The sequence below is a fragment of the Nocardioides cremeus genome (assembly GCF_030518195.1).
Taxonomy (GTDB): domain Bacteria; phylum Actinomycetota; class Actinomycetes; order Propionibacteriales; family Nocardioidaceae; genus Nocardioides; species Nocardioides cremeus.
On the sequence record NZ_JAULSC010000253.1, the window covers coordinates 1 to 279 of the forward strand.

General features: G+C 45.2%; 1 protein-coding gene. It reads left to right on the forward strand.

Annotation, left to right across the window (positions count from 1 at the left end; genetic code table 11):
• Nucleotides 1–56: 56 nt before the first annotated feature.
• A partial coding sequence (locus tag QWJ41_RS21115; protein ID WP_302710453.1) for a nucleoside monophosphate kinase occupies nucleotides 57–279 on the forward strand: 223 nt, incomplete at its 3' end.

A 279-nucleotide genomic window follows, 5' to 3' on the forward strand; every position in this document is an offset into this window, starting at 1 on the left:
GGTCGGGAAAGGGGACACAGTGCGATAAGATTGTCGCAAAATATGGATTCACACATTTGTCTACGGGGGATCTTCTTAGAAATGAAGTGAGCAGTGGATCTCCAAGAGGGAAAGAATTGACAGCCATTATGGAAAGGGGAGAATTGGTTCCTTTGGAAGTGGTTCTAGAGTTGCTCAAGGAAGCAATTGTAAAGGCTCTGTCCGCGTCTAAAGGTTTTCTGATCGACGGATATCCACGAGAAAAGGAACAGGGTATTCTTTTCGAGCACAAAATAGCCC